This window comes from Pseudoalteromonas sp. CST2 (assembly GCF_028599385.1).
In the GTDB taxonomy this organism is placed as follows: Bacteria; Pseudomonadota; Gammaproteobacteria; order Enterobacterales; family Alteromonadaceae; genus Pseudoalteromonas; species Pseudoalteromonas atlantica.
Genome location: NZ_JAQREO010000005.1, coordinates 83,279 through 108,770, shown reverse-complemented (window position 1 = coordinate 108,770; position 25,492 = coordinate 83,279). Strand labels below are relative to the sequence as shown.

15 protein-coding genes and 1 tRNA gene are annotated in these 25,492 nt (G+C 38.7%); 5 read left to right on the top strand and 11 right to left on the bottom strand.

Annotated features, from left to right (window positions below):
* Positions 1 to 33: 33 nt before the first annotated feature.
* The 11 genes from PSH41_RS08915 to PSH41_RS08865 form a co-directional block, all read right to left on the bottom strand.
* Positions 34 to 981 (bottom strand): polysialyltransferase family glycosyltransferase, encoded by a 948-nt coding sequence (locus PSH41_RS08915; protein WP_064386174.1) that lies wholly within the window; start codon positions 979 to 981, stop codon positions 34 to 36.
* Positions 978 to 2,243 (bottom strand): lipopolysaccharide biosynthesis protein, encoded by a 1,266-nt coding sequence (locus PSH41_RS08910; RefSeq protein ID WP_273588845.1) that lies wholly within the window; start codon positions 2,241 to 2,243, stop codon positions 978 to 980. Before PSH41_RS08910 ends, PSH41_RS08915 begins: the two co-directional genes overlap by 4 nt.
* Complete coding sequence (gene pseI, locus PSH41_RS08905; RefSeq protein ID WP_273588844.1) at positions 2,227 to 3,300, bottom strand: pseudaminic acid synthase; 1,074 nt, start codon at positions 3,298 to 3,300, stop codon at positions 2,227 to 2,229. The genes PSH41_RS08910 and pseI overlap by 17 nt, the downstream gene beginning before the upstream one ends.
* A gap of 6 nt (positions 3,301 to 3,306) precedes the next feature.
* Positions 3,307 to 4,830, bottom strand: coding sequence for a UDP-2,4-diacetamido-2,4,6-trideoxy-beta-L-altropyranose hydrolase (gene pseG / locus PSH41_RS08900; RefSeq protein WP_064386180.1), 1,524 nt, complete (start codon positions 4,828 to 4,830; stop codon positions 3,307 to 3,309).
* Positions 4,824 to 5,510, bottom strand: a complete 687-nt coding sequence (gene pseF, locus PSH41_RS08895; protein ID WP_064386182.1) for a pseudaminic acid cytidylyltransferase — start codon at positions 5,508 to 5,510, stop codon at positions 4,824 to 4,826. Before pseF ends, pseG begins: the two co-directional genes overlap by 7 nt.
* Before the next feature lie 2 nt (positions 5,511 to 5,512).
* Positions 5,513 to 6,673 carry a UDP-4-amino-4,6-dideoxy-N-acetyl-beta-L-altrosamine transaminase gene (gene pseC, locus PSH41_RS08890; RefSeq protein WP_273588843.1) on the bottom strand — a complete coding sequence of 387 codons (1,161 nt, stop codon included), beginning with the start codon at positions 6,671 to 6,673 and terminating at the stop codon, positions 5,513 to 5,515.
* A gap of 4 nt (positions 6,674 to 6,677) precedes the next feature.
* Positions 6,678 to 7,697, bottom strand: coding sequence for a UDP-N-acetylglucosamine 4,6-dehydratase (inverting) (gene pseB, locus PSH41_RS08885; protein WP_273588842.1), 1,020 nt, complete (start codon positions 7,695 to 7,697; stop codon positions 6,678 to 6,680).
* A 111-nt stretch (positions 7,698 to 7,808) separates the two neighbouring features.
* Complete coding sequence (locus PSH41_RS08880) at positions 7,809 to 8,783, bottom strand: Wzz/FepE/Etk N-terminal domain-containing protein (RefSeq protein ID WP_273588841.1); 975 nt, start codon at positions 8,781 to 8,783, stop codon at positions 7,809 to 7,811.
* A gap of 62 nt (positions 8,784 to 8,845) precedes the next feature.
* Positions 8,846 to 11,524, bottom strand: a complete 2,679-nt coding sequence (locus PSH41_RS08875) for an SLBB domain-containing protein (protein ID WP_273588840.1) — start codon at positions 11,522 to 11,524, stop codon at positions 8,846 to 8,848.
* Between the two features lie 121 nt (positions 11,525 to 11,645).
* Positions 11,646 to 12,428 carry a DUF481 domain-containing protein gene (locus tag PSH41_RS08870; RefSeq protein WP_029773724.1) on the bottom strand — a complete coding sequence of 261 codons (783 nt, stop codon included), beginning with the start codon at positions 12,426 to 12,428 and terminating at the stop codon, positions 11,646 to 11,648.
* Between the two features lie 190 nt (positions 12,429 to 12,618).
* The gene (locus tag PSH41_RS08865; RefSeq protein ID WP_024032471.1) at positions 12,619 to 13,437 is read right to left on the bottom strand and encodes a mechanosensitive ion channel family protein; all 819 of its coding nucleotides are present in this window, start codon (positions 13,435 to 13,437) and stop codon (positions 12,619 to 12,621) included.
* Positions 13,438 to 13,700: 263 nt separating this feature from the next.
* Between PSH41_RS08865 and PSH41_RS08860 the strand changes: the two genes are divergently transcribed.
* The 5 genes from PSH41_RS08860 to PSH41_RS08840 all read left to right on the top strand — a co-directional run bounded on the left by PSH41_RS08860 (position 13,701) and on the right by PSH41_RS08840 (position 25,490).
* Positions 13,701 to 13,776, top strand: a tRNA-His gene (locus PSH41_RS08860).
* A 235-nt stretch (positions 13,777 to 14,011) separates the two neighbouring features.
* On the top strand, positions 14,012 to 15,340 hold the full coding sequence (locus tag PSH41_RS08855; RefSeq protein WP_273588839.1) for a hypothetical protein: 1,329 nt from the start codon (positions 14,012 to 14,014) through the stop codon (positions 15,338 to 15,340).
* Positions 15,341 to 15,351: 11 nt separating this feature from the next.
* On the top strand, positions 15,352 to 16,482 hold the full coding sequence (locus PSH41_RS08850; protein ID WP_064386190.1) for a FecR family protein: 1,131 nt from the start codon (positions 15,352 to 15,354) through the stop codon (positions 16,480 to 16,482).
* Positions 16,483 to 16,568: 86 nt separating this feature from the next.
* Positions 16,569 to 24,638, top strand: coding sequence for an Ig-like domain-containing protein (locus tag PSH41_RS08845; protein ID WP_273588838.1), 8,070 nt, complete (start codon positions 16,569 to 16,571; stop codon positions 24,636 to 24,638).
* A gap of 3 nt (positions 24,639 to 24,641) precedes the next feature.
* Positions 24,642 to 25,490 carry an MBL fold metallo-hydrolase gene (locus PSH41_RS08840; RefSeq protein WP_128581582.1) on the top strand — a complete coding sequence of 283 codons (849 nt, stop codon included), beginning with the start codon at positions 24,642 to 24,644 and terminating at the stop codon, positions 25,488 to 25,490.
* Positions 25,491 to 25,492 lie beyond the last annotated feature (2 nt).

Below are 25,492 nucleotides of genomic sequence, written 5' to 3'. Positions count from 1 at the left end.
TGAAATTGGCTATTTTTTGCTAGAATATTACTATTAAAACCTGATCTTAGGACTAAACTCTAGTTCTTTAAAATTCTCAGTTCCAAAATTTACTACCTCTTCAGAAATAGTAGAAAACTCTTCAATACCACTTGAGTTTATAGATAAAACTTTATTGAACTTATTATTAGCCGATTTTCTAACTAAAAGTTCATATGGGAAATCTTTGGGGATAAACTCTGATCCCTGAAAGTATTTTTTGTAGTCTATTTTACTTTTGGGGTGGGGTTTTATATAAAGCTCACTTTCTAGCACTCCCTCAGACTTCAATATTTCCTTATACATATTAATTTCGTACTCAATACTTGAAACTAACTTATCCTCAAAAAATGGTTGCAGCATAAGTATACTTTTTCCTTTGAGCTTAGTTGGAGAGAATCCATATATCTCACAAATTTCTGAGTAATCGTCAGTAGATAACTCATTAATTTTTTTTCCTACATTTATACATTCACATGACAGCTTTTTATTATTATGGTATGAATCAGGAATAATAAACGTATAACGTTTAGCATCAAAATTATAATCTACATTTAAAAAAACTCTAAAAAAGAGGTTATTTCTAAATTTAAGGTTATTAATTTTTCTATTTAAGTTACCTTCAACCATTCTTTTAGTCATTAAACCATCGTCGAGTTGAAACAACTTTGCCTTGCATTCTTTTAACTTTAATTCAAAAACATTCCCATATATTTCGTCATAACTTTTAAGCGAATTTAAAAAGTGTAATCGGCTATAGATAGAACTAAATGGTGACTTTAATGAAATTATAGGGAAGTCATCACTTATAGATACTTTATTTACTTTACCTTTAAAGCGTGAAATAAAATCATTCGAGATCCGGCCTTTCACTATCACATAATCATGCTTCTTCCAAGAAGGCTCATAAAGCATATATATAAGTAAGCTTCTATACGTATTTTCAATTATCAATTTATTCATTTATTTGTCCGAGTTAAAAGCCATGGCATTTTTACTTTTTTATTTGCAAGTAACCAAGTCATTAAGAACCTAATTAGCATAGAAGCACAGAAAGAATAAGCTGCTCCTTTTAACCCAAACATTGGTACTAACACATATAGTAATAAGACGTTTAGCGCACCTGTGAAAATAGTTACAAGTGATAATAGCTTTGTTTCTTTTGAATAAAATATATAGTTAGTTACCATTAAATACATTCCACTGAATACTTGACCAAGTAACAACCACCCTATAATAGTTGCTGCCTTGCTAAAGTTATCACCTGCAACAAATGTAACTCCCCACGGGCCTATAATAAATCCTAATACGGCAACTACACTTAGCAATACAAAATATTTATAGGTGTTTTTTACGATACTAAACTTTATCGCTGTGTCATTCTTCGTTAAATTTTCGAACAACCAAGGTACATATGCTTTATTAATGGCATCAAATATTATAGATAGGGCACTGCTCAGCTGAACAGCAAGTAAATAAACACCAGCCGCACCTAACCCCAAGCTATCGTTAATAACATATCGGTCAGCACTAGATAATAAAAAAGCTCCAAATATATGTGGTACTAAAGGAGCACCGAAATTAAGCGCTTCATAGATACTTTTTTTATTAGGGAGAGAAAATGTGATTAACTCATGCGTTATCAGAAGATAAAATGAAATAATGGCTGTGATAATACCCGTTATAAACAAAGCATCAATTCTACCTTGCGCCCCCATTGAAAGCGTCACAACAAATATTAAAGAGCCACATAAATTAAACAAACTATTACTAACTTGTAATACACCATACTTTTTAGCTTCCCCTCTTATTTGCCATTGGCTCAATCTAAATTGAAGAATAAAAGAGCTAAAAGATATTGTTATAGCTAGATATAGCCAATGACTAGGTATTGATAATAATAAAGCAATCTCTTTATTGAATAGCAAAGTAAGTAGAACAATCACTACTGCAGTAAAGAGAAGTATCCATAGACAGTTTGTATTATAAATAGCTAATTCTGATTTACTTATATTTTTATCATAAAACTTACGCCCCGCAGCCCCAACGGTGTTCAAACCAACAAAACCTGCAAGCCCGCCAATTAATAGTTGAAACATAGCTATTTGACCATATTCTTCAACCGATAAATAACGAGTTAATATAGGTAAAAGTAAAAAGGGTATTACTGCATTTAGTATGTTAGCTAAAAAATATACTGACGTACTTTTAAAAAAGTTGCTCATTAAGATCACTATCTAACATTGACTGGCTTAAAGCAGTACCAGCGGCAATACTTGAGTTAGCTTTTTTGCCAATAATATCCTTTAAACGTTTCGGCGCCAAACCATAGCCAGGTCTAATACTTTTTACATTATCATGAGTAAACAGCTCGCCTTCTGCAACATCCTTCACCACGTAAAGTGAGCGTCTGAATATAGCATTCCCTTTTTCACTCTCTTTGCGCTCGTAATTTACTTTCCCCAGCGCTTGCCATGCAATTTTAGAGTCTCGGCACAGTTGTAATAACTCTGGCTTTTCTAATGAAAAGCTATCATCCGGTCCACCACCATTTCTATCAAGTGTTACATGCTTTTCAATTAAGCAAGCGCCTAATGCTACTGAAGTAATCGCTGTCGTATTGTCTATAGTATGGTCAGATAAACCCGTCAGTACATCGAAGCGTTTTGCCATGTCGCTCACAGTGGCTAGATTGTAATCCTCTGAAGGCGCAGGGTAGCCGCTTACACAATGCAGTACGACTAACTCTTTACAGCCGGCATTCTTGGCAGTTTCAACAGCTTCACGAATTTCTTCTTCGTTCGCCATGCCCGTTGAAATGATCATTGGTTTGCCTGTCTTTGCCACATATTCAATTAACGGTAAATCAATCGCTTCAAACGATGCTATTTTGTAAGCTGGCGCATCGAGCTCTTCAAGTAAATCAACGGCAGTAAAATCGAAAGGCGAACTAAAAATTGTTATACCTAGCTCTTTCGCTTTTTCAAATAAAGGTTTATGCCACTCCCACGGCATATGCGCTTCTTCATAGAGGTCATACAGTGTGCTTCCATTCCATAAACCACCTTTAATTAAAAACTCAGGGTTATCACTTTTCATGGTAATGGTATCAGGGCGATATGTTTGCAATTTTAACGCATCAGCACCGCACTCCTTTGCCATTTCCATGATTTTAAATGCGTTTTCAATGTCGCCATTATGATTTGCAGACATTTCAGCAATAATATAAGGCGCGTAATTTGGGCCTATTTTTCGGTTATTAATTGTAATAAATTTATTCATAAATCCTCACTCCACGGGTTGTCGAGTAAATTGTTCTTCATTAACTCGTGTGTAGCCTGCACGGCTAAACAACGTTTGCGATGCGATATTCTCTTTTAAAACTACAGCGTTTATAAATTCTTTTGGGTGCAATATATCTACCTGCATTAAGGCGTACCTGGCAATCCCTTTCCCAAAGTGTTCTGGCGTTATAAAAATGGAAATGGTATACGTCTCTTCGCCTGACTGATCTAATCGCACTACACCAACAGGAGTCTTTTTTTCACACTTACTAGCAGCTAGCTCTATGATGTAAAAGTAGTCATTTTCACTTGCTAACTTTTTTGTCATCCAAGTCGTATGCTCTGCTAAACTCGGCACATTTTTATTAAGTGCATAGCGCCTTGTTTCTGGCTCGCATTGCCAATTATAGACTTGCTCAATATCTTTCGATGTAGCAAACCTTAAACTTAAAGTATTATTAAATAACTTATTTATCTGCTTCATAATACGATCAAGCCCCCTTCCATCACATAATTTGAGGTTAATTGCTCGCATTTCTGAATAGTTTTTAATTAGCTGTTCATATGCGTTCATTAAATTTTTATTAATAGTATTTAACTCAACACTAATCGCAGCGCCAACAGCTTCTAAATTTTTACAAATTGTCTGCTGGTTATCAGCAAGTGCAATAACAATACTCGGTAATCCAACACAAGCTCGCTCCCATGATGTTGAGCCAGGTGCGCCTATGGCAATATCATGCTTACACATCAGATCGGCCATATCATCTACAAAATCCACATGAGTCACCCATGCGCTATTCTCTTCAGCAAACTCTTTAATTCTGTTGTAATGTGGAGCCCTTGGACTAAGTAAAACAGTTGTTTCTGGTGGGCTAATGCTTTGCCTTAAAACAGCGAGTACGTGCTCTGTTGCGTTGGGAGCATCAATGCCCCCCATTGATAAAAGTACACGAGGTTTATCTACTAATTTGGTATCAAGCATGAGCTGGGATTTATGATGCTTAGAAAAGAGTGGATTTACTATTGCGTACTCTGTTCCAGTTAAAGCCTTAGTCCTTGGATTTAAAACACTATACTCGCTAGGCTCTCTGAGCAATGTTTGATCTATAATTAGCTCAGCGTTGTGCGCTCTCACCAAATCGTCAATTGCAATAACTTTACAGTTATGTGACTTTTTCACGATCTCATGCCACTTTGCACCAATAGCATAGTGATCTGTAATAACTAAGTCAGGATTATAGAAAGCAGTAGCGCACTCTTTTGCATCTTCGGATTCGCTAACTTGTAACCAGGCCGCATAATCGGCAGTCGTGCTTGGCTCGACCCAATCTGTAGGTTGTTGCAATTCATGAAGTGCGAAGCCACGCTGCTTTATCAATGAAACTAAATCACCATTTTGCGGACGAGTTGCAAATGTTACTTCATGACCATCTAGCTTTAGTCTATCAGCTAGTACTAAACAGCGCATAATATGTCCACTTCCTATATAAGAAGAAGCATCAGCTCTAATAACAATCTTTAGCATTCAACTACTCGGTATAACGCTTCGGCTAAATCCCAGTCTTCAGGTGTGTCAATGTCTTGGACACGTTTTCGAGGCAGTAAAATAGCTTTAGAGTTACTTCCAAATATGGCCTTTTTTTCAATGAATGCTTCAGCTGTGCCCCAGTAAAACTGTCCAGCATCGTGATATGCTTCTTCTAGGTCTTGCGAGCGAGTATTAAAATGCTCAGGCTGAAACATTTCTACACATTGCTCATCATTAAGTCTTAGGGCTCTTTGAATTGGAAAAGGAAAGCTTGTTGCACTAAAAGCGTAATCTATATTCGCAGATGTAAGCTCACGAAACCCTTTTTTAATAAATTCAGGAAGTAAAAATGGTGCTGTTGCATAAATACAACATACGTTTTTAACGGCCCAGCCTTGTGATTCCGTAAATTCAACAGCATGCTTAATTACATCAAGCGTGGTCGCATAGTCATCTGAAATATTGTCAGGGCGTATAAAAGGCACTTCAGCCCCATGCTTTATTGCAATCTTAGCTATTTCAGCGTCATCAGTAGAGACAATTATTTTATCAAAGCACTGACTATTTACTGCAGCCTCTATTGAATAAGCAATCATAGGCTTACCATGAAACGCTTTAATGTTTTTTCGAGGTATACGCTTGCTACCGCCACGAGCTGGGATTATTGCTATATTCATGATTAGGCATCTAGTATTAATGTTAGCTTACTGATTACTTCGTCCTGTTGCTCATGGGTCATACCGTGGAACATTGGTAATGAAATAGCATTACTATAATAGTTTTCTGCGTTAGGAAAATCACCTTGCTTAAAACCCATTTTTTGATAATAAGGCTGCAGGTGCACTGGGATATAATGCAGATTTACACCAATACCACTCTCTCTTAGCGCGTCAAATACTTCTTTATGCGTTTTGCTAATTTCATTTAAGTTTAAACGAATAACGTATAAATGTAGGCCTGAATATGTATTAGGTAATTGATAAGGCAGAGTTATGGGTAGCTCAGCTAACTTTTCATAATATCGTGCCGCTAATTGGTGGCGTGCAGATACAAATTCACTTAAACGGCTCATTTGCGAAACACCAAGTGAAGCTTGCAGCTCAGTCATCCGGTAATTAAAGCCTAAATCAATTTGCTCGTAATACCAACCACCATGTGAAGCATTTTCCATCAGAGCTTCATCACGCGTTATACCATGGCTACGATAAAGCGCCATTTTATCAGCAAGCGCTTTACTATTTGTTAAAGCAGCTCCGCCTTCTGCCGTGGTAACAATCTTTACCGGATGGAAACTGAACACGGTGATGTCACTGTATTCACATGCGCCAATAGGTTGTTCTAAATAGCGTCCACCAATTGCATGTGACGCATCTTCAATTACTTTAAAACCATACTCTATAGATAGCGCATGAATAGCTTTCATATCACATGGCTGGCCACATAAATGTACAGCAACTAAAACTTTAGGTAATTTACCTTCTTTTTTAGCGTGTACTAATTTTTGTTCTAATGCTTTTGGGCAAAGGTTGTAAGTAGCAGGATCTATATCAACAAAGTCTACCGAGGCACCACAATATAAACCGCAATTAGCTGAAGCCACAAATGTAATAGGAGTCGTCCATAAAATATCACCTTTACCCAACTCAAGCGCCAAGCAAGCAATATGCAAGGCTGACGTTGCGCTATTAACGGCAAGTGCGTAATCCGCACCTGTCGCTTTCATAAGTGCATTTTCAAACGCTGGAACTTGTGGCCCCTGCGTCAAAAAGCTTGACTCTAAGACGCTTACAACAGAATCAATATCTGCTTGAGTTATATCTTGCTTTCCATACGGTATCATTCTGTTAGCCTTGCACTTCAAATGATGGATCTACATGGTCAATAATAAGTTTACGCAAACCCTCTACTGTTTCCCATTCTGTATTTGTGCCAGAGTTATATTTAAAACCAAACGGTACTTTTTCAGCTTTGTGGTGTGCAATGTACTCATCTTCAGTGTATGTGTATGAAACCGATGGTAAAATAGCGTAGTAAGGACCTAAATCAATCGTATTGAGTGAATCTGTATCTGTAATCATTTCTTCGTGCAGTTTTTCACCCGGGCGAATACCCACATCTCGTGTTTCACACTCAGGAGCCACCGCTTCTGCAATGTCTAAAATTTTATATGATGGAATTTTAGGAATAAAGATCTCGCCACCTAAATGATTCCCTAATGCAAACATAACTAAATCGACACCTGCTTGAAGTGAAATATTAAAGCGCGTCATTTCATTATGCGTTATTGGTAAAACTCCCTCTTTGCGTTTTTCTAAAAAGAAAGGAATAACAGAGCCACGAGAGCCCATTACATTGCCGTAGCGAACAACACTAAATTTAATATCTTTTGAGCCACGAATATTGTTAGCGGCAGCAAATAACTTATCAGAGGCAAGTTTTGTTGCACCGTATAAATTAATTGGTGCGCACGCTTTATCTGTTGATAAGGCAACAACATCTTTAACACCACATGCTAACGCTGCATGAATTACATTTTCAGCACCGTCAATATTAGTGCGAATACATTCTGTTGGGTTGTATTCAGCGGTATCTACTTGCTTTATTGCCGCAGCATGGATAATTACATCAACCCCTTCACACGCCTGTGTTAAACGTTCTTTATCGCGAACATCACCAATAAAAAAACGCAGCTGTGGGTAGTCATAGGTAGGGTATTTTTGCTTTATAATCGATTGCTTTAATTCATCACGTGAATAGATGATTATTTTTTTTACGTCAGGGTAGCGAGCTAAAATAGTTTCTATAAATTTTTTACCAAACGACCCTGTGCCACCTGTAATTAACACTGTTTTTTTGTTTAACATAATAAGTTCCTTAAAATATTTCTATATACTTCTGTATCTATAACAAAAGCTATTTTATTCAATCATTTTCAAATCTATTTTGGTCATTTAATAGTTACTGAATAGCAAAAACTAAAGCTCATTATTTTTCTTTAAAAAGTGTCTTGTTAATACAATTGCTGTACCAAATGCAACTCCAAAGAGAAATCCTAATATACAAATTAATGCGCGGCTTGGCTTAAACTTTTTTTCTGGCACTAAAGCTGGATCAATCGTTTTAAATACGTATTCATCTCGTACATTTGCAAACATTATTGTTTTTGTTTGCTCTTCTATTAATTTATATAAAACAGTTCGAATATCTGCAATTTTAGTCTGCTCTAATTGTTCAGTTAAAAATTCAGTACTTTTACTAGCCTCTTCAACATCTCTAGACTTCATTACACTATTAATATCTTGAATTAACCAATTAACCCACTGCTGCGCTATTACTGGGGAAACATGCTCAATAGAAATAGTGATCATTCCACTTTCTTTGTTCATATTTGCTGTAATTAGTTGGCTAAACTCTTCATAAGCTTCCTGCATTGATGGCTCTGGTTTAAAGGGAGCTTTTACTTCTCTAACCCATTTTTTATCTGTTTTGTTATATATTTCTTCATTGTATTCAATACTATTATCTAATGGATTCCATGACTTAACAGCCATTAAGTTAGGTAAAATATTGTGTTTTTTAATGAACTCAAATGTGAATTGGCGCGACTTTAAAACCTCGAGAGCCAATTGAGTTTTGCTAGCTGTAGCACTACCGCCCAAATTAACTCCAGCTAAACTAGCTAAACCACCAAACTGACCTGCTAATGCTCCTAAGCCACCACTTTGTTCTTGCTCCGCTGCAGCAAGTAATGCTTCTGATTTATAAACATTAGGTTGCTCTAAAGCATAAAATACTGAGGCGATTGTCAATAAAGCTGTAGTTAAAACTATTAGCCATTTTCCCTTCCATAGTATTTGAAATAGCTCCGTCAAATTAACTTCATCATCAGAAACAACATAAGTAGAATTACTCTCATCTAGACGTTTTATATTTTTTAAATCGTTAACCATGTGAATCTCATAATTTAAGATATTTAATTCCGGGTTATCCGGGTTAGTAATGCCTAACTTTATTAAATACCACTTATCGCAGCAACCGCTACACCTAATTGATAAATAATCTGCGTTGCAGTACTCCATAATGTTAGCTTATCCATATGGCTTGCATCCATTGGTATTACTATTGTATCGCCAGGTTCTAACTGCTCTGAGTTATTAGCAGCAAACCAGCCGCCTGTGTTTGGTATTTTTACTGAGCCATTTGCTTTAATTATGTAAATACTGTCTTCATCAGCGCGATCTTTAAGGCCACCACTTAAATCAATATATTCATCAACACTTATACCTGCTTTGTATAAATGAGAGGTAGAGTAATTAACTTCACCTATTACGCTAATCGAGTCACGTTTGCTGGGTACATATAAAACATCACCGTCTTGCAGAACTAGGTTTTGTTTGTTTTCAACAATAAGTGGTAAGTCGATAACTAAACGCCCTACCGCTTCAACACTCGCTAAGTCATTTAATAACTTATTCATTTCATCATAAGAAAGTGAATTACTACTTACTGAGTTTTGAAAGCTCTTTGATGCAATATCACGACGTAACTCGGTTGATAAGCGGGCTAGCTGTTCTTGCTCTTGCTCTTTGATTGAGGCACGGGTGAATACAGCTGCTTTTTGTTCAGCAAACTCAGAGAAGCCGCCTGCACGTTTTAACAGCTCTGTTAGTGTTTCTCCGCGGCGTATTGTGTATGTACCAGGGAACCTTAGTTCACCTTTAAGCTCTACTTTTACGTTTTCTTGCCAATTTGGGATAGCGAATACGTTAATGCTGTCTTTACTTTGCAATGTAATGTTGCTTTGTAAATCACCACGCATTGCACTTTCAAGATCTAAACGTAAGTGTTCTATTTTAGACGCGTCGCTTGCAACAATACGCGTAATTTCGGCTTGTTTTACGTAGGCAGATTCTAGCAAGCCACCTGCAGCGGTTACTAAATCACGAACATCACCACCTACCATTAACGGGTAAACACCAGGAAATGTAACGTTACCGCTAATTTCTACTAGCTGCATAGCCTGCTCAACAGAAGCTTGTTGCTTAAATTTGGCAATAATAGGCGCTAAAAGGTTATGGCGGCTAAATAGAGCGTAGTCTTCAGGCTTGAGCTCAAGCTCGGCTTCTTCTTTTGCTTTACGTTTTGAAATTTCGGCGATAGTAAGGGCTTTATTTTCTTCAAAAATAAAATCCTCTTCTTCTTGGTTTATACCGATGTATTTTTCAAACTCTTTTTGCTGATATGTGTGCCATTGCTCAGCCTTTAGCTGCTGCTCTTGCTGCTCTTGGCTTAGTGCCATATTAGCAAGTGCTGATTTTTCAGCTTCTTTCTCCTCAAAACGACTAAATACTATGATCTTGTCATTAGCTTTTAATGCTAAATTGTTTTCAGGGTTTTTAATAATGGCTTGTGCTACATCAAACTGGTGCGCTTCTATATCACCATTTATGTTAATTTCGCGAATAACTAAGCCGTAGCTTAAATCTGCTTGTGGCAACAAATCGCCACGTACTGATTTTAAAACATCAGAAATACGCTTACCTTGATACCATTGATAATTCCCTGGGCGCGCTACAGCACCAATTAAGCTAATAGAGTTTTGGTATTGTGAGCTTACAGAATTAAAGCGTACACGGTCGCCATCTTGCGGGATGTAGTTAATTTGTGGCTTAGTAAAGTCTACTGATAGCACTTCTTTGCGATCAAAATTGAAACGCTCTACCACTGCATTTTTAGCATAAGCACCCGGCTTTAAGCCCCCTGCCATAGTGAGTAACTGCTTAGCCGTTTCGCCTTTTTTAAGTTCAAATATTGCAGGGCGTTTAACTAAGCCGTCTACAGTAACTTGGGCACCTACTGGTGGTACAAAAACAACATCGCCAGGCTTTAGTACTATATCGTTGCTGCTATCGCCATTGATTAGTAAATCGTAAAGGTCGAAATTAGCTACTGTTTTACCTGCGCGTTTTACTTGTATGTTACGCAGTGAAGCAATTTCAGACACACCACCACTTACAAACAAAGCATGTGATACGGTTGTTAAAGACGATACGCTGTAACTGCCTGGTTTGTAGGCCTCACCTAATACAAGTATGCGCATACTACGCAGTTGGCCCAGTGATACAAAGGCTTTCACGCCTATCACTTCTTGCTCAACTTTTACTTTTATTAGCTCTTTAATTTCGGCAAATGTTAAGCCTGCTACTTCTACAGGGCTTAAATCGGGAATGCTAATACGCCCTTCACGGTCAACAGTTACATCAAAACTATCGCTTTCTTTACCGTAAAAGTTAATTTTTAGTTGATCCCCTGGACCTACTATATAAGTGTCAGGTACGGCTGCATTTTCACTAGGCATAAATGTGGTGGGTTCACCGGCAAAAAGCTCGTAGCCGTAAGGCTTTAATTCTTCTGTTTTTGGCTTAAAACGCTCTTCGTCAGTTAAGTCTTCTTGTTCTTTTTCTGGGCGTTCGCCGATAGTTGACTGCTGCTCATTTGAGTTTTCGCCATTTGATTGATTAGCGCCAGTGATCGTAGAAATATCTACACCGTATTGTTTCGCTAGGGCTTCTTGCTGGGCTTTTGGCAACTTTTTAAATTGCTCAATTTGTGAGGCCGTTGGCGTAAAAGCCATGGCACTAAAACTACAAAGTAGAATAAAAGCACTAAAAAATTGTGTAAAAACTTTCACGAGTAGGTATATCCCTAGGTCTACAACCAAAATTGGTGGCTATAATACATTAAATCTAAACAAATAAAAAAGGGACTTTCGTCCCTTTTGTCACTTAAATGTCATTAAATACGGTTTTTGGTTAAAAACTGTAAACTAACGTTAATGACGTCTCTGTATCTGTGCTTTCTTCGTCATCAGCAACATCTGAGTTGTTGGTAACATTAAAAGCGACTTTCATTTGCAGCGAGCCATTTATTTTTGCTAGCAATGCAGTTTCTGAACGCGTTTTGGTGTTTGAATCACCGTACTCAACTGATACAAGTTGAGTAAAACGTGCACTGTCTGAAATCTGCCAGTTGTAATCAAGTTTACCTAAAGCAATTACTTCACTGTCGCTTTCGCCTGCAAGTAGGTTACCGTCATCATCAACTTGCGTGCTGTCGTCTGAGTATTCAAAAAATTTGTAACCCGGACCAAACTCTGCATTTAACCACATATCTGGTTGGTCAATTAAACGTAAGCCGTAACCAGCAGAAATTACAGATTCAGTTCTATACGCGCCAAAGTAGTCTGAAACGTGTGAACCATAAATGAATAAATGAGAATTCTTTTCATTTAATTTGTAATTACCTTGCGCAGATGCAGAGTACTTTTCGTTCGTACGCTGTTTGTCTTTATCGCCGTTGTCATCCTCTACTTCATCTTCTTTATAGATGCCGTCGATTTTGTACTCGTTATTCCAGTTTTCTAGGTGATGTAATACCTTTAAACCGCCTTTTAACGTTGTAGTTTCAGTGTTACCACTAGTGACAATAGCACCTAGCTCGCTTGTTACTTCCCACGTTTTTTTCTCTGCGTCTTCAGCGAATGCGTTAGTTGCAGCAGATGCTGCAACTAACAGTGTTAAAAGCTTTAATTTCATTAAAAATAACCTATTTAATCCTAAAAATTATACTAATTCGCTTAATTAAGTAATCTATTTTGAGGCTGGAAAAACGTGTTGATAGCCAGGCAAAAAATTCGCTATTCAGTTGTTCTAAATGAGAATTTTTTAACGCAGATAGCGACACGTTTAACCCCGCAAAATGATTAAGTATTATTGCGGATTTGTATTAGTCTTGCTTGTGTAAATGTACATCCATTTGTGGAAATGGGATTGTAATGTCTGCATCATCTAATGCAATTTTAATGTTCTCTAATAATGCCCAGTACGTTGGCCAGTAATCACCAGAGTTTACCCAAGGACGCACAATAAAGTTTACGCTTGAGTCTGCAAGTTCAGAAACTGCAACAGTGTATGCTGGATCTTTAAGTAAACGAGTCTCTGCGTCAAGTACTGACTGTAATACTTCTTTTGTTTTACGTAAATCAGCATCGTAACCTACACCAATTACTAAATCGATACGGCGAGTAGACTCACGCGAGAAGTTAGTAATAGCACCAGACATAATTTGTGAATTTGGTACGATAATTACTTTATTATCTGGAGTGCGAAGCTCTGTAGAGAATATTTCAATTTTTTTAACTGTGCCCATTTTACCGCCTGCTTCAACAAACTCACCAGATTTAAATGGACGAAGTAATATAATAAGTACGCCAGATGCAAAGTTAGACAGCGAACCTTGCAGCGCTAAACCAACAGCTAGGCCAGCCGCACCTAAAATAGCAATAAACGAGGTTGTTTCTATACCGATTTGCGAAAGTGCCATTAAAATAGTGGCAGCAAATACGATGGCATAAACTATACTCGATACAAATGAGCCAACAGCTTTATCAACTTTCTTTTTATCGAATGTTTTTTCTGTTAAACCTGCACAAAACTTGGCAATACGGCTACCAAGTAAAAAGATAACAAGCGCAATAACTGCTTGAATACCGTAGTGTAAAATTAGGCCTGAGTTTTCGTTTAGCCAAGTAAGTATTGAATCCATAGTAACTCCAAATAGTTTTTATTAAGCAATTTCTCGCAAGTGAGTATACATTAATTTACATTTTATTCTCATTAAATAGTAAATTATCACTACAAAATAGTTTTTATTGTCAGCGCTATTACGCTACACACTCTTTATGAACCTTTACTGATAGTAGGCAATTTTATGAAATATTTATTTTTTTTGATTTTTTTTAATTTTAGGCTTCACAACATTTATAATATTATGTATTATGCGCGCCACACCAAACGAGGTGTGTAGTGGCGGTTGTAGCTCAGTTGGTAGAGCCCCGGATTGTGATTCCGGTTGTCGCGGGTTCAAGCCCCGTCAATCGCCCCATTCTTTTCCTTTTGTTCCTGTTTTATCCCCCGTTCGTTTTTCAATTTAAATTTACTCATCTATCCTACTTTACCTAATACCTTACTTGATCAGATACTAAATTAGTTTGCTGTTTACAATCGCACAATAATGCACCAATATACTTTACATATAAACAGAAAGTGCTACCTTATTAACGTCTAATAGCATTTAGTATTAGCAAACCACCACTTCTTCTTGGGATATTCTAACGAGCATGATCAAACACGCTATTTTTATTTTATTACTTGGTTACCTTTCTTTTGCTAGTTTGAATGCAAAAGCTCAAAATAATATTTCCTATGTAAAGCTACTTGGTGAACTGCAATATTTAATTTCGCAAAAGCAATTTGATGAAGCATACAAAAGCAGTCAAAAACACTATATATATTTGGGCGAACCTGATTTTGACTACTTGCTTGGGGTTTCAGCACTAAATTCTGGTCTTTCTGCTCCGGCGGTATTTGCTTTTGAGCGAGTAATAGAAGCAAAACCACAGTGGTATGAAGCACGTTTATATTTGGTAAAATCTTATATTGCTGCCAATAATTTACCTGCAGCTAACGCTCAAGCGACTTTATTAATTAATACTGATACTTCACCAGAGGGTGTAAAAAAATCGGCTCGTTCTTTATTAGCAACATCACAGCACAAGCAGCGCTTAACAGAGCGTACATATGATCAGATCATTGAGCTTGCATATGGTGTAGATGGTAACGTTAATGCAGGCACCTCTGAGGATACAATTTTAATCCCTAATTTGGGTGAGTTTTTACTATCACCAGAAAGTAAAAGCACTGACGATAATTATATAAAGCTAAATTATAAAGGGCGGTACTTTCACCCCATTGATCAGCGAAGCTCTTTTGCTTTAGGTGTAAATACCGATTGGTACAAATTTAATGAGCTATCTGAATATGACCGTATTAATACCAATATATCAGGTCGATACCAACAAAAGTTAAATGATAACACCCTGTGGTATTTGCAAGCTGGTATTACGCCTTTACTGTTAGATGGCGAGCTATACAGAACCGAGACATCATTAACAAGTGGAGCTAGTTACCAATTTAATAAACAATTAAGTGTATTTGGAGCGCTATCAATTGGCCTTTTGAATAATACATTTGATGAGAAACTAGATAACTCCTTTTACACTCTTAATATAGGTGCAAGTTACCTGTCTCAAAAATGGTACCAAAGCGTTAGCGCAAACTTTAAAAATGAAAGCGCTAACATTGACGAAGGTGAGTTTAATGCAAGAAGTATTAGCGGAATTTATTACCAAATAAATGCATTATTTAGCCAACAATGGCAAGTCTCTGCACAAACGGGGTATCAATGGATTGAATATCAGGATGAGCACCCGCTATTTCTTCAAGAGCGAAGCGATAACCTATTGATACTTTCTAGCTCGTTACGCTATTTAGTTAATAAAAGTTTAGCGTTGCAATTAGCATTGAACTACCAAGACAAAACCAGTGATATTTCTTTGTTCGAATACGATCGCTTTGATACCAATATAAGCGCAAGTTACTCATTCTAATTAAGGTACTTATGAAACATTTAATTCCGGTATTAACCACCTTACTTTGTGTGAGTTTTTATTCTCAAGCGAGCACAACTGTTGCAGGAAAAACTATTTTAGCCCGAGGCGCTGTACTTGCTACAGATGCCGAATCCGCCCAACAACGAACACTTAAGCGACGCGACACGGTATATGGCGTTGATAAAATAACGACTGGCGAAAAAAGCAAAGCGCAATTTTCAATGTCTGATGGCGGCTTAATAGCATTAAAAGAAAACTCTGAGCTAAATATTGCTAACTATGAGTTTAATACAACGACACAGCAAGGCTCTGCCTCTATTGAGCTAATAAAAGGCGGGCTGCGCTCTATTTCGGGTGTTATTAAAAAAAATGGGGGCGCGTACAGTGTTAAAACACCGGTTGGATCAATTGGTATTCGCGGTACCCATTTTGAACTACAGCTTATAGATGGTGATATGTATGTAGCTGTTTGGGATGGCGCAATAGATTTAACACTAGAAGATCAAAGCGTTGTATCCCTTGGTAGTAATGAGCCTTTTTCTTTTGCGCAGGTTACTTCATTAGGGCGCGTGATTAAAACAACTCAGGCACCTGCTGTTTTTACCCAAACCATAGCGACTATTAGTGATGACACAAGTGCTGAGCAACCAACAGAGCAGCAATCAATAGTACAAAACAATACTTCAGAGAAAACGACAGATGCCGATATATCAATAACTGATGTTTATGCTCAGCAGCAATTTCAGGCGGTAAATGATGCAACCTTAATAGACCAAATCGCGCAGCGCCAAGGTGTTTTTAATTACCAAGCAACCAGCTTTGATGTGTCGTCGAGCCTAGGAGAAGTCAGTGATTTTTCTATGTCTATGTCGGTAGATTTTGATAACGGCACAGTTCCCGATGGAGAAATTAGCTTTAATGATGCTGGCGGCAACTGGTACGCAGCTTACAGCGGCTTAATTGATTTAACCAAACTAGATTTAGCCGTTACATTTGCTTCTCATAACAACAATAAAGCAACTGGCCAAATTGATGCTGTGTTTTTAAATGACATAGATACCATCACGGGTGATTTTAGCCTTAGTGAAATTAATAACCCTGCTGTAAATGCCAGTGGCGACTTTAGATTAGAACCTTAAGTAACCTGCACTGTGGGTAATAATTTTCTTAACTAGTATTCAGGTTAAGTAATTTGAATATAAAGCTTTTTATTGGAGTATGTAGAATGACAGCAAAGAACCTCTTTTTGCTCGGTTCAATGGTTTTTTTGCTTAGTGCGTGTGGAGGCTCCGATGAGACAGCTCAAGAAGACTTAGAACAGCTACCTGTAGAACAAGTTACACCCACCCCTTCTGCTACACCGATAAACCTTACAGGTATAACGGGTGAGTCTGTTGTTACTAAAACACAGGTGTCGGGTGCTGTGGCCTCTAGCAGAGGGGTTGTAGGCACAACAGTTGCAAACTCTCAAGCTACAATAACTCTTTCGCAAACTAATGAAGTTATACAAGGCAATATCACTTTTTTACTTAGCGTATCAGATCCCGATGGCATTAGCGCAGTAAATTTAGTACTGCCGAGTGTAAATAAAAGCCTAGCACTTTGCACACAAGCATGTGGAACAGATTTTGAGCAGTCGGTTATAGGGTTGAGCCCTTACTTTTATGGCGTTGATCCTGGTGATCTGCGTTTAGAGATATGGATCACCGATAGCCTTAACAACCAGGTACTTGCAGACGCAGTGACGGCTAATTGGCAACCCTACCAAATAGAAGGCACAACTGCACAGCGAGACGGTCAAACGATTAATTTAGCGTGGCAAGAAAACGAAAACTTAAACCGCTACAATATTTACTTAGCAACCGAAGCTGGCATTACCACCAGCAATATAAATACGCTAGAAAATGGCCAGCAGTTTTTAAGCGTATCAGGCTCTAGTTTTAGTGTAGACAACCTATTAGCTGATAAAAGCTATCAAGTTTTAATAACTGGTGTAGATGGCAGTGGTGAAAGTGGCTTTGCTGAGTTAATTAACGTAGCACCGCAAGGAGGAGAGCTAAACTTTGCGCCAAAAGCGGTTAACGATCAATTTTTAGTTAATGAAGATCAAGCCTTACAAGGCAACGTTTTAACTAACGACACTGATGAGTACCAAGGGGAGCTATATATAAACACAACCCCTTTAGTTACCCCTCAGCATGGCAGTATTTCACTCAGCGAAAGCGGTGATTTTACTTATACGCCACGAGCTAACTTTAACGGCATTGATGCATTTAGTTACCAAGTAATTAATGAACTTGGGATGACAGATACCGGTATTGTAGAAATAACGATTAATGCTGTAAACGATGCCCCCATAGCCCTTAATAACACGTACAATATAAGTGCTGACGGAACGTTATTAGTTGGCGCGCCCGGCTTATTAAATAACGACAGCGATATAGACCAAGATCTGCTCACTCTAGATACAACGCCTGTTAGCCTACCAAGTAAAGGTACTCTCACACTTGTTGCTGATGGCAGCTTTGAATATGTAGGTAGTGCAAATATGCAAGGCACTGATAGTTTTCAGTACCGTATTTTTGATGCTCAAGGTGCTGAGGCTATTGCAAGTGTTACAATTAATGCACTGGATCAAAATAGCCCGCCTACTGCTGCAAACGATAGCTATAGTGTAGATGAAGATACCACACTTGTAGTTGATGCAAGCCAGGGTTTACTTGCTAACGACACAGACCCTAATAATGATACTTTCATCATTGATGATACTTATATTGTTTCACCTGCCCATGGGCAATTGCAATTAGCTACCGATGGTAGTTTTTCATATATTCCTGATGCTAACTACTACGGTATCGATGAATTTCAATACCAAGTGATCGACACTTTCGGTGCCACTGCCACTGCAACGGCAACACTCACAATAAATAGCATGCCTGATACCCCTAATGCTCAAAATGATGAATACCAATTTCAATATAATCAAACACTGGTTATTTCAGCTGAAAATGGCTTACTTAAAAACGATGTAAACATAGAGCCAGGTAATCTCACCGTTAACACCACTCCCGTAGTTAACGTACAAAGCGGTACTTTGGCACTTAACGTTGATGGGTCATTTTCCTATCAACCCGATTCAGATGCATTAGATGTTGATAGTTTTACTTATTCAGTTTCAAATGAACAAGGGCTAACATCCACAGCACAAGTTATATTAAGTAAAACAGGGTCTAACTCCCCTGCTGAAGCTAATGATGATGAATATACGTTATTAGAAGACAGCCCTGCTACTTTGTTAAACGTATTAGAAAACGATACCGATGCCAACGGCGATACACTTACCCTTACTAATGTTACAAATACAATCGGCAGTGCACGCATTGTAAACAATAGAATTGAGTATACACCTGAGCCCAATTACTTTGGTGAAGTAACTCTAAACTATACGATTTCTGATGGCATTGCAGATGGCACGCCAGCTCAAAGTAGCGCAATAGCCACCCTCATTATTATACCTGTTAACGATGCCCCCATTGCGGTGGCTGATAGCGCCGCAATGCAAGAAGATGGATCGCCAATTTTAGTTGATGTGCTTGCCAACGACACTGATATAGACAGTGATAATTTAACTATAACAAGTGTTGGCACCGAATTTGGCTCAGCCAGCATTGTTGATAATAAAATTCAGTATAGCTCTGCACCTAACACTCATGGCGTGGCAATTGTATCGTACAGTGTATCCGATAATAACGGCGCAGAAGCAACGGCTAATTTACAAGTAACCATTTCGCCAGTTAATGATGCACCCATAGCAAATGCCGATAGCATTACCATTACAGAAGACGCTACTGCTACCTTAATAAATGTATTAAGTAACGACACAGACATAGATGGTGATACCTTAACTCTTAGCTCTGCTAGCAGTGATATTGGCAGTGTCTCAATTGTAAATTCTCAAATTCAATACACTCCCGCAGAAAACGATAATGGCACTGCAACAGTCAGCTATACAATAACCGATGGTACGCAAAGTGCTTCGGGGATACTTACAGTAACAATCACCTCTGTTAATGATACGCCGGTAGCAAACCCTGATACCGCAACTATTTTAGAAGATGCTGCGCCAACGAGTATTAACGTAATAGCTAACGACACAGATGTAGACAACGACCCCCTTGCTATTAGCACAGCAAGTGCAAGCACCGGCTCAGTATCGGTGTCTGGCAGTAACCTAGTTTACACACCTGAGGCAAACTTTAACGGCCAAGCCGTTGTAAATTACACACTTACTGACGGCACGACTACCGCCGCAGGTGTGCTTACGGTAGCGGTAACAGCAGTTAACGATGCACCTGTTGCTAATCCCGACTCAGCGACTATTCTAGAAGATGCTGCAGCAACAAATATTAACGTACTTGGCAACGATACCGATGAAGAAAACGATGCTCTTTCTATTAGTGCGCTAACGACCACATCTGGTGCAGTTACAAGTAAAGGTAATGATGTAATCTTCACGTCTGAGGCCAACTTTAATGGCCAAGTAACGGTAAATTATACCCTAAGTGATGGTACTGATACGGCTATGGGCGTACTAACAATAACAGTAACGCCCGTTAACGATGCCCCAATTGCAAACCCTGATTCTGCCACCATTTTAGAAGATGCCGTAACAACAAACATTAATGTATTAAGTAACGACACAGACCCTGAAAATGACTCGCTCACGATAAGCGATGCAAGTACCAATACTGGTAGCGTTTCGGTAGCCGGTAGCAACCTTGCTTATACTCCAGAAGCCGATTTTAATGGCCAAGCAGTTATAAATTACACCCTAAGTGATGGCTCCGATACAGCCTCTGGGGTACTTAATATTACGGTTACACCTGTGAACGATGCGCCAGTTGCCAACCCTGATATAGCCGCAATAAATGAAGACAGCTCGACTACTGTAAATGTAGTGGCTAATGATACTGACACTGAGGGCGACTCACTCACTATTACCACGGTTTCTGCTGACTCAGGAAGCGCAACCATTGTGGCTAATCAAATACAATATACACCGCAAGCTGATTATAACGGCACTGCAGTTGTTACCTATACAGTTAGTGATGGCGAGGCGGCTACATCAGCAACACTTAATATAACAATTAATTCAGTAAACGATGCGCCGGTAGCAAACCCAGATACTGCCACTATTTTAGAAGATGCCGCAGCAACAAATATTAATGTGTTGGGCAACGACACTGATGTAGAAAACGATACACTTTCTATTAGTGCTGTAACTGCCACATCGGGCACAGTGACAAGCTCTGCAAGTGATGTAATTTATACTCCAGATGCAAACTTTAATGGTCAAGCCACTATAAATTACACCCTAACTGATGGCACTGATACAGCCAATGGCGTGTTAACTATTACGGTTACCCCAGTGAACGATGCGCCAATTGCAAACCCTGATACAGCTACTATTTTAGAAGATGCCGCAGCAACAAATATTAATGTGTTGGGCAACGACACTGATGTAGAAAACGATACACTTTCTATTAGTGCTGTAACTGCCACATCGGGCACAGTAACAAGCTCTGCAGGTGATGTAATTTATACTCCAGAGGCAAACTTTAGCGGTCAAGCTACTATAAATTACACCCTAAGTGATGGCACTGATACAGCCAATGGCGTGTTAACTATTATGGTTACCCCAGTGAACGATGCGCCAGTTGCCAACCCAGATACTGCCACTATTTTAGAAGATGCCGCAGCAACTAGTATAAATGTATTGAGCAACGATACGGATGAAGAAAACGATACACTTTCTATTAGTGCTGTAACTGCCACATCGGGCACGGTGACAAGCTCTGCAGGTGATGTAATTTATACCCCAGATGCAAACTTTAGCGGTCAAGCTACTATAAATTACACCCTAACTGATGGCACTGATACAGCCAATGGCGTGTTAACTATTACGGTAACCCCAGTGAACGATGCACCTGTTGCAAACCCTGATACTGCCACTATTTTAGAAGATGCCGCAGCAACAAATATAAATGTGCTGAGCAACGATACAGATATAGAAAACGATACTCTTTCTATTACTTCGGTAAATGCTGATGTTGGCGCCATTTCTAGCTCTGGTGCTAACGTTGTTTACACGCCAGAAGCTAACTTTAATGGCCAAGTAATCGTAAATTATATCCTAAGCGATGGTACAGACACTGCTGCGGGAACATTAACCATTAATGTAACCCCTGTAAATGATGCGCCTGTAGCGCAACCTGATACAGCAACTATCAATGAAGATGCTCCCGAAACAACCATTGACGTTATAAGCAACGACACCGATGCAGATGCAACCGATACCTTAGCTATAACAGCCGTTACAGCAGATATTGGTACAGCGAGCGTTGAAAATAATGAAATTAAATATACCCCCGCCTTAAACAACGAAAGTACAGCAACACTCACCTACACGTTAAGTGATGGTACTGATGAGGTGCAAGGTAATTTAACTATTACAATTGTAGCAATTAACGATGCTCCAACGGCAGTAAACCAAACTTTTGCTATTGGTGAAAATGCCACTGATGGAGAAACAATTGGTACTATAACAGCGTCTGATATTGAAAATGACACCCTTACATTTAGCCTAAGCGGTGGCGAAACCTCATTATTTAATATTGATAGCAATAGCGGGTTGTTAACCGTAAATGGCAACAGTGCCTTTAATTTTGAAACAGCTACACAGCACACAGTTAATATTGATATTACCGATAATGGCTCTCCAAATGAAACCACTACAATAACCATTAATGTGAATATTACGGATGAAGAAGACCCATTAATTCCTGTAGAAGATGATACATTTGGACGAGCGATTAGCGAACAGTTAGATCTTTCGAGCGTTTTTTCAAACGGTGAATTTAACGATAGCATTGAGCTAAACACTAACCTTTATTTTGTAGGTTACAATAACAACACAGATACAGATATCGTTGTTGTTTCTTATACCAATACGGGCGATTTAAACACTGCATTTAATAGCAGCGGCTTTAAAACGATAGATTTTGGTGAAGATGAAACAGGCACGGCTATTATCTCTGGTAATGGCGAGTTATTTATAGGTTATTCAAGCTTTAATGGCTCAGAAACTGAAGCATGTTTATTAAAAATGAGTGCTGCAGGCGTTATAAGTACTAACTCTGGCGACGCTAACAGCGGTACTAAATGTACAACACTGGCTAGTGAATCTGTAATAAACGACCTTGAGTTCACCGACAATAAAATACAAGGCGTTGGCTACTCGGTAAATGGTTCAGACAAAGACAGTTTATTCCTTAAATTTGATGTATCGACCCTCGCTTATGAATCAGGCAGCCCAGGTATAGTAGATGTAAGTGGCCAAAACCTGGATGATGAATCGCACGCTATTAAAAACTTTGGTAACTCTAATTTACTTGTAGTGGGAAGCAGCATAGGTGAAGAAGGTGATTTAGATGCAACCATCAGATACCTTATTCCTGATGGCAACAATAACGGAAGTTTTAACTCTGGCGATGCGCTTATATTAGATTTATCGGACGAAGAAGGTGACGATGAGCTACTTGCTGTTGGCGGAGTAGACGCAGCTAACTTTAATGCCTTTGTAAGTGGGTATATTACTCGCTCTTCAGGTGAGAAAGAGGCTGTAATGATCTCAATTGATAACAATGGCAATATTGATGAGAATATAGGGGATGAAGGAATCGCCGTATACAATATTGATGGAGATTCTGGTTCTGCTAATGGCGGCGCACAAATAACGGGTGTGCAATACGCCCCTATGAGTAATCAAATAATCCTCTCAGGTACTACTGGTGTGGAAGCCTCTGATGATACTCAAAACGAGCAACTATTTTCGGCGCGAGTATCTATATCTGATGGCGCGCTTGACACTAGCTACGGCAATGCAGGCATAAACATCGTCTCTAACGTTATCAGTCATCAATCTGCTAATGCATCAACTATTGATGAAAATGACACTCTGTGGCTATCAGGCAGATTTAACGATTCATCTAATGAGCCTTTTGTAACGTCAATAACGAGTGATGCAAATTTAAACACCGACTTTGCAATAAATGGCTATACAAGTATAAATGACTTAAGTGTTAGCTCAGACGACTTATCGATGAATGTATTGCAGCTACAAAACGGCGTGCAAGCCAATAAGTTTTTAAGTGCCTCTATTGCACAACTTAATACTAATAATAAGCTAGTGCTCACTCGCTATAGCAGTGCAGGCATTATTGATACCAGCTTTAGCCTTGATGGTAGTAAAGCCTTAAATATCAATGTTGCGTTTAAAACCATTACTTTAAAAGAGCTTAGCGATGGCAGCATCATTATTGCGGGTACACTCATAAACGGTTTAAACGAAGAAGGCTTTATAGCAAAAGTAGACCAGGACGGTTACCTAGATGAAAGCTTTGCCAGCGAAGGTATTTATACCACTGTAGATATATTAAATATCAATATTAACTTTGCAGATGTTGCAGTAGATAGCAGCGGCTATATTGTTGCTGTAGGCTCTTCGACTAATGCTTTAAGCGTAACAAGATCGTTTGCAACGATGTTAAAAAGCGATGGTAATTTAGAAAATAGCTTTGCTACAAGCGGTGCTTACTACGGCAGCGTAGATGAGTTTTTTGAAACACTCTATATAGATGCAAATAAAGATATATATATTGCAGGCAAGCAAGTATCTGGCAGTGACTCGCAATTAATAATGTTGAAAATAGACGATGATGCTAACGCGCTATTTAGCTATACAGATAGCCGCTCTTCGACAGATATTAGTAATAGAGCAGCAAAAATACTCGCCGATAGCGCGGCAAATCTCTATTTAGTTGCTAATGAAGGCACTACGCCAAACCAAGCGGTGATCATCAAGTTACAACCAGATGGTAGCGAAGATACAAGCTTTGCCACTAGTGGTGTGGGGCAATATCAATTAGCATTAAGTTCTGATACTAAAGTTACCGATGCGGCGATTGATACTACAGGTAATATAATTTTATCAGGCATGAGTGATTCTAAAGGGGTGATTGCCCGCATATCAGCTAATGGTACTATCGACACCTTATTTGGAGAAAATACGCTTGGTTATTATCAGGCTAATCAATGCGATGGCACACATCAGTTTACATCAATGCTTTTACAAACAGATACCCAAGTGGTACTTAGCAGTACATGCTTTGATAATGCCTCTAATAATGTCAGTTTATCTAAGTTTAACTTTTACCCTGATGGAGTTAAGCCCTAAATTATGAAAGTTAAATTTTATGGCGTAAGAGGCTCAATGCCATCTCCGGGTGAACATACGCACCAATTTGGTGGTAACACCTCATGTGTGTATGTTGAGCAAACGAATGGCAAAAGCCTGATACTCGACTCAGGAACGGGCATTGCACAGTTAGGTGAAAAGCTCATAGAGCACACGACCCCCATTGCAATTTTATTAACGCATAATCATTGGGATCATATTCAAGGCTTTCCTTTTTTTAAGCCTATTTACCAAGCCGATCGTGATATAACCATTGTTGTAGGTGATGTTGAAGACGAGCAAACTAAAAATGCGATTTTAATGCAAATGTCTGGCTCTTTTTTTCCGGTTAGCTACCAACACTTACCTGCAAACATTACATTAAACACTCAGCTTGCTTCTCAAAAAAACTTTACTCTAAATAGTTTTAACGTATTTACCGCGCCGTTAAATCACCCAGGCGGCGGCACAGCGTATTGTGTGCATGCTGAAGGCAAAAAAATTGCTTATATAACAGATAACGAATTGGCCCCACCCGGTGTTGTTAAAACCACAGTTACCCAGTGGGCTGAGTTTATTAAAGGTGCAGACTTATTAATTCATGATGCACAGTTTACTACCGAAGAGCTCACGCTTAAGCACGGTTGGGGGCATAGTACATTTAAGCAAGTAGCTGAATTAGCAATGCAATCGTGTATTAAAAATTTAGCGATTATAAGCCACGACCCAGCACGAACCGATGACGAGCTACTCGCAATAGAAACACATTTACAAGCAAATTATGGCGAGCATATTAATATTGAATGTGCCAGAGAAGGCCGAACGTTTGAGTTTACGCCAAGTAAGGATTAATA